Below are 7410 nucleotides of genomic sequence, written 5' to 3' on the forward strand. Positions count from 1 at the left end.
CGCTCCGCGCGCGCAACACAAGGCCTGACAGCATGAGCATGCGCAATTCCGGTTCCAATTCCGATCCCGATCCCGCGGAGGCATCGCCTTCTTCTTTCCACGCACCGCGCTTCACCGCCGCCGAGCTTCCGAGCGACGAAGAACGCGAGATGCTGCGCGACTCGGTGCGCGGCTTTCTCGCCGGGCATTGGCCGGTGGCCACGGCCGTGGAGCAGTCTGCATCGCCGCAGGCAGTGGCGGCCGTGTGGCAACAGCTGGCGCAGCAGGGGCTTGCCGCGCTGGGCACCGACTGGCGCGAAGGCGGGCTGCGAGAAATTGCCATCGCCATGGAAGAACTGGGCCGCGCTGCGTGCCCCGCGCCCCTGCTGGGCGCCGCGCTGGCCAACCTGCTGCTCGCGCCCGCCAAGGGCGGCGGCACGGCGGCGGATACCTTTCTCGACGCGCTGCACGCGGGCGACGCCAGCGTGGCCGTGGCCTTCCCCGAGCACTGGGAGGCCGACGCGCGCGTCGCGGCGCAAAGCGCGGGGGCGCCCACCTTCAGCGGCACGCTCCGCCTGGTGGACGGCGCGCTTGCCGCCACGCACGTGCTGCTGGTGCAGGGCGACAGCGCATGGCTCATCGATGCCACGCAGCCGGGCGTGAACCGCCTCGAAACCACGGCACTCGGCGCGATCGGTCACGGCGCTTTGCAACTGGAGGCCGTGCCCATGCAACCGGTGCCGGCGGACGAAGGCGCCGAGGCGCGGCTGCGCCATGCCTGGCGCGTGCTGCTGGTGGCACGCGCCCACGGTGCGGCGCGCCGTGCGTTCGACATGGTCAGCGACTACGCCAAGGAGCGCCACCAGTTCGGCCAGCCCATCGGCCGCTTCCAGGCGGTGCAGCACAAGCTGGCCAACAACCTCATTGCGCTGGAGGGCGTGCGGCGCACGCTGTTCAACGCGGCGGCCAGCCACGACCTGGGCCTGCCGCACTGGACGTACTTTGCGAACACGGCCTTCGCCTTTGCCAGCAGCGCGCTGCGGCAGGTGGCGCTGGAAACGCACCACGCCTTCGGCGCCATCGGCTACGCCGAGGAGCACGAGGCACCGCGCCACTTCCGCCGCGTGCACCTGGACATGGTGGCCGCCGGCGGGCTGCATGCCGCGCGCGGCGCGGTGGCCGACTGGCTGCTGGCCGGCGAGGGCCGCGCGCTGCCGGCCTACGACCTGGGCGAGGCGGGCAACGCCTTTCGCGAAGAGGTGCGCGCCTGGCTGGCGCAGCACTGGTCGGGCGAGCGCAAGGCCGCGTTCGACCGGCTCCCCTTTCATGACCGCGAGTTCGACGCCAGCTTTGCGAAGGACATCGGCAAGACCGGCTGGATCGGCCTGGCCTGGCCGCGCGAACATGGCGGCCAGGCCCGCTCGCCGATGGAGCAGGTCGCCTTCATCGAAGAGATGGAGCGGGCGGAGGCGCCGCGCATCGGCGCCGCCATTCAGGCCAACGCGCTGATGGTCTTCGGCACGCCGGCGCAGCAGGCGCGCTACCTGCCCGAGATGCTGGCCGGCGAGGCCATGCACGGCATGGGCTACAGCGAGCCGAATGCGGGCTCCGACCTGGCGTCGCTGCGCACCAGCGCCACGCGCGAGGGCGATGAATGGGTCATCAACGGCCAGAAGATCTGGACCACCACCTGGTGGGGCAAATACATGTTCCTGGCCGCCCGCACCGACCGCGAGGCCAAGCCCGCGCACGCGGGCATCAGCATGTTCATCGTGCCCATGGACGCGCCGGGCATCCAGGTGAAGCCGGCCACCACCATGTACGACGGCAGCTTCGCGAACATCTTCTACGACAACGTGCGCCTGCCGGCCGACGCGCTGGTGGGCCCGCTGCACGGCGGCTGGAAGGTGCTGACCAGCGCGCTGGCCACGGAGCGCGGGCTCATCGGCGGCGGCATCGTCATGAAGGTAGTGCACGGCTTCGAGCTGCTGTGCGCGCAACTGCGCCGCCCTGACGCGCAGGGCCGCCGCCTGGCCGACGACCCGCTGGTGCGCGACCGCGTGGCCGCGCTGGCGGCGGAGATCGAGGTGGGCCGGCAACTGATGATGGAGTGCGCCGAGCGCATCGTCGACGGCGTCACCCCGCCGGAATACGGCGCCATCAGCAAGGTGTTTTCGGGCGAGCTGATGGAGCGCTTCGGCGAGGCGGTGCTCGACATGCTGGGCGAGCCGGCGGCGCTGTCGCACGGCGCGCCGGGCGCGCTGGACAACGGCAAGTTCGAGCAGGGGCTGCGGCATTCGCTGATGTGGGTGATCAGCATTGGCACCAACGAGATTCAGCGCAGCTTGATTGCGCAGCGGGGGCTGGGGCTGCCGCGCTGAGCATGCGGCAACCCGGATTTATTGGATACGGCAAAAAGTTGGTGAAAATCTTCTTTATTTATCAAATACGATAAATAATTCGGGCACAACTTTATCCGTTGCAGCAAATTTGGAGTAAATTCACTTCAAATTTGTCGAGCTGGATAAATATGACGCTCACCGAAATCGGTCAAGCCCTTCGGGACGCCCGCAAGAAGCAGGGCCACACGCTGCAGACCGTGGCGGGTGCCCTGGGCATGGGCATCGCCACACTGTCCCGTCTGGAGCGCGGCGACCTGGACGATATCGGCTCGCGGCGCCTGCTGCGCGTGGCGGAGTACCTGGGCCTGCAACTGGTCGTGCGGCCCGCGGGCCACGGCATGACGCTCGAAGAGGCGATGGAGGACGCCGCAAGCGATTTCGCCGATCAGTCGGAGCACCGGCCATGACCGACCTGCTCGCCAAGGTGCAGGCGAATGCGCACCGGCTGGACGTGTATGTGGGAGACCACCGGGTCGGTACGCTAGAGCGGCAGGGCGCCGCAGGCAGCGTGTTCGCCTACCTGCCGGATGTGGGACGGAACGACTTCGCCTCGCTGCTGATGCCCGTGCGGCTCGAAAGCTACGCGGTGCCTTCGGCGCTGATCCCGACCTTCCAGCAGAACCTGCCTGAAGGGTTCTTGCGCAGAAAGATCACCGAGCGCTTCGGCAAGGTGCTGGCCACCGACGACTTCGTGCTGCTGGCCTTGACCGGCGCCAACCCCATCGGCCGCCAGCGCGTGGTGCCTTCCGGGTTCGCGCGGAACTGGGCCGGGCCGCTGCAGGTCGACATCGATGCACTGATGGGCGACAGCAAGGCGGGCTCGCTCTTCGCCGAGTTGCTGGACCGGTACATCGGCTTCGGCGTGTCGGGCGCGTTGCCCAAGGTGCTTGTGCAGGGCCGCGCAACGATTCACGACGAGCACTGGATCCTCAAGGCGGGCGACGACAAGCTTCCGGGGCTGGCCGTCAACGAGTTCTTCACGATGCGCGCGGCGCAATGCGCGGGCCTGCCGGTGCCTCAGTTCAAGCTCGCGGAAAACGGCACGCTCCTGGCGGTCAAGCGCTTCGATCACGACGCGCTGGGCAACGCCCTGGGCTTCGAGGACTTCTGCGCACTGCTCGCGATGCCGCCGGAGCGCAAGTACGGCGGCACGATGGAGCGGATCTTCAAGGCGATCGACGCCTACGCGGACGGGCCGCGGCGTCTCGAGGCCAAGGAGACGCTGGTGGCGGCGCACCTGTTCTGCATGGCGGCGGGGAACACCGACGCGCATTTGAAGAACTTCGGGCTGGTCTATGCCGATGCGTCGGATGTGCGGCTCGCGCCCATGTTCGACATGGTCACTACCAAGGTGTACCCGCAGTACAAAAACGACATTCCCGCGATCTCGGTGGCAGGCAAGAAGCTCCAGGCACCGGACAAGACCTTTGTGCGGTTCGCGCAGGAGCGGGCCGGCTTGACGCAGGCGCGCCTGCGGGAGATGGCGCAGCGCGTGGCGGCCGGCCTGGAGGAGGCGAGTGCCGAGATGGCGGTGCACTCGCGCGCGCATCCGGCGTTCAAGCCCATCGGCGCAGGCATGGCGCGGGAGTGGGCGGCGGGCATCAAGCTGCTGTCGTATTTCGACGCGCCGCCCAAACGCGCCCTCAGCGCCCCGTGAACACCGCCGCCCGCTTCTCCAGAAACGCCGCCACCCCCTCGGCCGCGTCTTCGGTCTCCATGCACACGTTGAACGCCGCCGCCTCGCGCGCCAGCGCGTCGCGCAAGCTGCCTTCCTGTCCGCGATACAGCGAGCGCTTGGCCAGCTGGATGGCAATGGGCGGGCCGGCCGCGATGCGTGCCGCCAGTGCCATCGCCGTGGTCATCAATGCCTCGGGCGGCACCACGCGCGAGACGATGCCCAGCTGCAGTGCCTCTTGCGCATCGATCACGTCGCCCGTGAAGGCCAGCTCGCAGGCCTTGGCCATGCCGACCACGCGCGGCAGCAGGTAGGTGGCGCCCGTGTCGGGCGGCAGGCCGCGCTTGACGAAGGCCTGTGCGAATTTCGCATTGCTCGCCGCAATGCGGATGTCCGCGGCCAGCGCCATGTTCATGCCCGCGCCCACTGCCGCGCCGTGCACTGCCGCAATCACCGGCTTGGCCGCTTCGTGGATGGCCAGCAGCATCTCGTCGCGCGCGGGGTTGATCTTTTCCTGCAGCGGGCGCGCGCCGCCGGGGCCGGCGCTCATTTCCTTCACGTCGCCGCCGGCGCAGAAGGCGGCGCCCGCGCCGGCCAGCACGATGGCGCGCACCGCCTCGTCGCGGCCGGCCTCGCGCATGGCCGCGGCAATGTCCTGCTTCAGCGTGCCGCCGATGGCGTTCATGCGGTGCGGGCGGTTGAAGGTGAGCACGGCGACCTGGCCGTCGCGCGTGTAGAGCAGGCTCTCGTAGGTGGGGAGGGTCATGGGGTTCGGTTTCCGGGGAAGGTCATGCGGCGGCGGCGTTGCGCAGCAGCTCTCGCGCGATCACCACGCGCTGGATCTGGTTGGTGCCCTCGAAGATCTGGTTGAGCTTGGCGTCGCGCATCATCCGTTCGACGGGGTAGTCCTTCACATAGCCGTAGCCACCCAGGATCTGCACCGCGTCGGTCGTCACCTTCATGGCCACGTCGCTGGCAAAGCACTTGGCCATGCTCGCGAGCATGGGCAGGCGGCTCCATTCGCCGCGGTCGCCGGCGCGGGTGCATTCGTACAGCAGGCAGCGCGCGGCCTCGATCTGCATGGCCATGTCGGCCAGCATGAACTGCACGCCCTGGAACTCGGAGATGAAGCGCTTGAACTGCTTGCGCTGCTGCGCGTAGGCCACCGCGGCGTCGAGCGCGCCCTGCGCCAGCCCGACCGACGCGGCCGCGATGGCGGGGCGGTTCAGGTCGAGCGCGCGCATGGCGGCGCGAAACCCCTTGCCCTCTTCGCCGAGCATGTTTTCCGCCGGCACGCGCACGTTGTCCAGGTACACCGGCACGTTCACGGCGCCGCGCATGCCCATCTTGCGTTCCTTCTTGCCGAAGGTGACGCCGGGCATGTTCTTCACGTCGACGATGAAGGGGCTGATGTTGTCCACGCCGCCTGCGTCGCTGGTCTTGGCGAACACCATGATGTAGTCGGCCACGCTGCCGAAGGAGCACCACTGCTTCTGGCCGTTGATGACGTAGCTGTCGCCGTCGCGCACGGCGCGCGTGCGGATGGCGCTCACGTCGGAGCCGGCGCCGGGCTCCGACAGCGCAATGGCCGTGAGCGTGCGGCCCTGCGCCACGATGGGCAGGAAGCGCTGCTTCTGTTCCTCGGTGCCGAAGTGCATCAGCGGCAGCACGAACATGGTGGTCTCGCCGGCCAGCAGGCCGCAGGCCTCGGAGTGGCGCGAGATTTCTTCGCGCGCCAGGCACACCATCGTCAGGTTGGCGCCGGGGCCGCCGTAGGCCTCGGGCACCCACAGCTGCAGCAGGCCCATGTCGCCGTACACGGGAATGAGCTCGGTGGGAAAGCGGTCGTTCTCGTCGATCTCCGCGGCAATGGGCGCAACGTGGCGCTCGGCCATGCGGCGCACGCCGTCGCGAAAGGCGAGTTCTTCGGGGGTGAAGTCCATTCGGTGCGTCCTTTCCTTATTCAGGCTGGATGTTCTGCTCGCGGATGATCACGCTCCAGCGCGCCACGTCCTGCTTCACGTAGTCCATCACCTTCGCGGGCTCGCTGCTCTCGGCATCGACGCCCAGGGAGTCGAAGCGCTTCTTCACGTCTTCGGACGCCACGGCCTTGACGACGGCGGCATGCAGCTGCTCGACAACGGCCGGTGGCGTGCCGGCCTTGGCGAGCAGCGCGAACCACGAGTACAGCGAGTAGCCGGGCACGGACTTGCCGATCACGTCGGCCTTCGGGTCGTGCGGTGAGGTGGTCTCCGACGTGACGCCCACCAGCTTCAGCTTGCCGGCGGCAATCTGGCCGCGCATGGCCTCGGTGGGCGTGGTGAGCAGCACCTGCACCTCGCCGCCGAGCAGCGCGTTGAGCGTGGGCGCCTGGCCCTTGTAGGGCACGTGGGTCATCTTGATGCCGGCCTGCTTGATGAGCAGCTCGGTGCCCAGGTGCCCGAGCGAGCCCACGCCAGCGCTGGCGTAATTGGCCTTGCCGTTGGTCTTCTTCGCCCAGTCGAGGAAGGTGCTCATGTTGGTGGCCGGCACGCCGGCGCCCACGGCCAGCACCATGGTCGACTTGGCGACCATCGAGATCGGCACGAAGTCTTTCACGGGGTCGAAGCCCGCGTTCTTCTGCAGCAGCGGGGTCACGGCGCTGGGGCCGTTGTTGCCCAGGAAGAGCGTGTAGCCGTCGGCCGGTGCGCGCAGCACCTGCTGCGCACCGAGCGCGCCGCCAACGCCGGGCACGTTGTCGACGATCACGGTGGCGCCGCCCAGTGCCTGCTGCAGCGGGGCTTGCAGGATGCGCGCCATCGCGTCGGTCGGGCCGCCGGCCGCGTACGGGACCACGAGGCGTATCGGCTTGTCGGGGAACGCGGCCGTGGCCGCGAGGGGCATGGCGGCCGCGGCGAGCAGGCTCCATGCGCGGAAGGTGGGGGTCATTGTTGTCTGTCTCCGATGTCTTTGAATGTCTGTCGCGGGTCAGCCGAGCTGCTGCGCGAGTTCGGGCACGGCCGTGAACAGGTCGGCGACGAGGCCGTAGTCGGCCACCGAGAAAATCGGTGCTTCTTCGTCCTTGTTGATCGCGACGATGACCTTCGAGTCCTTCATGCCGGCCAGATGCTGGATGGCGCCCGAGATACCCGCTGCGATGTACAGCTGCGGGGCAACGATCTTGCCCGTCTGGCCCACTTGCCAGTCGTTCGGTGCGTAGCCCGCGTCGACGGCTGCGCGGCTGGCACCGAGGCCTGCGTTGAGCTTGTCGGCCAGCGGGGCCATGACTTCCTGGAACTTCTCTGCGCTGCCCAAGGCACGGCCACCGGAGACGATGATCTTGGCGGCCGTCAGTTCAGGGCGTTCGCTCTTCGT

The 7410-nt window shown here is 68.6% G+C and carries 7 protein-coding genes; 3 read left to right on the forward strand and 4 right to left on the reverse strand.

Annotated features, from left to right (window positions below):
• Positions 1 to 32 precede the first annotated feature (32 nt).
• From BM004_RS36995 to BM004_RS37005, 3 genes are all read left to right on the forward strand, one after another.
• Positions 33 to 2360 (forward strand): acyl-CoA dehydrogenase family protein, encoded by a 2328-nt coding sequence (locus BM004_RS36995; protein ID WP_256220241.1) that lies wholly within the window; start codon positions 33 to 35, stop codon positions 2358 to 2360.
• Positions 2361 to 2509: 149 nt separating this feature from the next.
• Positions 2510 to 2788: a helix-turn-helix domain-containing protein gene (locus BM004_RS37000; RefSeq protein WP_093129246.1), complete on the forward strand. Its 279-nt coding sequence runs from the start codon at positions 2510 to 2512 to the stop codon at positions 2786 to 2788.
• Positions 2785 to 4038, forward strand: a complete 1254-nt coding sequence (locus BM004_RS37005) for a type II toxin-antitoxin system HipA family toxin (RefSeq protein WP_093129247.1) — start codon at positions 2785 to 2787, stop codon at positions 4036 to 4038. The genes BM004_RS37000 and BM004_RS37005 overlap by 4 nt, the downstream gene beginning before the upstream one ends.
• Here BM004_RS37005 and BM004_RS37010 read toward each other — a convergent pair.
• The 4 genes from BM004_RS37010 to BM004_RS37025 form a co-directional block, all read right to left on the reverse strand.
• Positions 4025 to 4822, reverse strand: a complete 798-nt coding sequence (locus BM004_RS37010) for an enoyl-CoA hydratase/isomerase family protein (protein ID WP_093129248.1) — start codon at positions 4820 to 4822, stop codon at positions 4025 to 4027. The genes BM004_RS37005 and BM004_RS37010 overlap by 14 nt on opposite strands.
• 22 nt (positions 4823 to 4844) lie before the next feature.
• Positions 4845 to 5999 (reverse strand): acyl-CoA dehydrogenase family protein, encoded by a 1155-nt coding sequence (locus tag BM004_RS37015; RefSeq protein WP_093221408.1) that lies wholly within the window; start codon positions 5997 to 5999, stop codon positions 4845 to 4847.
• 16 nt (positions 6000 to 6015) lie between these two features.
• Positions 6016 to 6984 (reverse strand): Bug family tripartite tricarboxylate transporter substrate binding protein, encoded by a 969-nt coding sequence (locus tag BM004_RS37020; protein WP_093129250.1) that lies wholly within the window; start codon positions 6982 to 6984, stop codon positions 6016 to 6018.
• A 39-nt stretch (positions 6985 to 7023) separates the two neighbouring features.
• Positions 7024 to 7410 (reverse strand): electron transfer flavoprotein subunit alpha/FixB family protein (locus BM004_RS37025; protein WP_218152775.1); only part of this gene is annotated, 387 nt, incomplete at its 5' end.

Source organism: Variovorax sp. OK212, assembly GCF_900112425.1.
Taxonomy (GTDB): Bacteria; Pseudomonadota; Gammaproteobacteria; order Burkholderiales; family Burkholderiaceae_C; genus Variovorax.

Excerpts from the sequence above, each read along its gene's own strand:
- BM004_RS37020 (WP_093129250.1), bottom strand. The coding sequence starts at position 6,984 with ATGACCCCCACCTTCCGCGCATGGAGCCTGCTCGCCGCGGCCGCCATG.
- BM004_RS36995 (WP_256220241.1), top strand. The coding sequence starts at position 33 with ATGAGCATGCGCAATTCCGGTTCCAATTCCGATCCCGATCCCGCGGAG.
- BM004_RS37000 (WP_093129246.1), top strand. The coding sequence starts at position 2,510 with ATGACGCTCACCGAAATCGGTCAAGCCCTTCGGGACGCCCGCAAGAAG.
- BM004_RS37010 (WP_093129248.1), bottom strand. The coding sequence starts at position 4,822 with ATGACCCTCCCCACCTACGAGAGCCTGCTCTACACGCGCGACGGCCAG.
- BM004_RS37015 (WP_093221408.1), bottom strand. The coding sequence starts at position 5,999 with ATGGACTTCACCCCCGAAGAACTCGCCTTTCGCGACGGCGTGCGCCGC.
- BM004_RS37005 (WP_093129247.1), top strand. The coding sequence starts at position 2,785 with ATGACCGACCTGCTCGCCAAGGTGCAGGCGAATGCGCACCGGCTGGAC.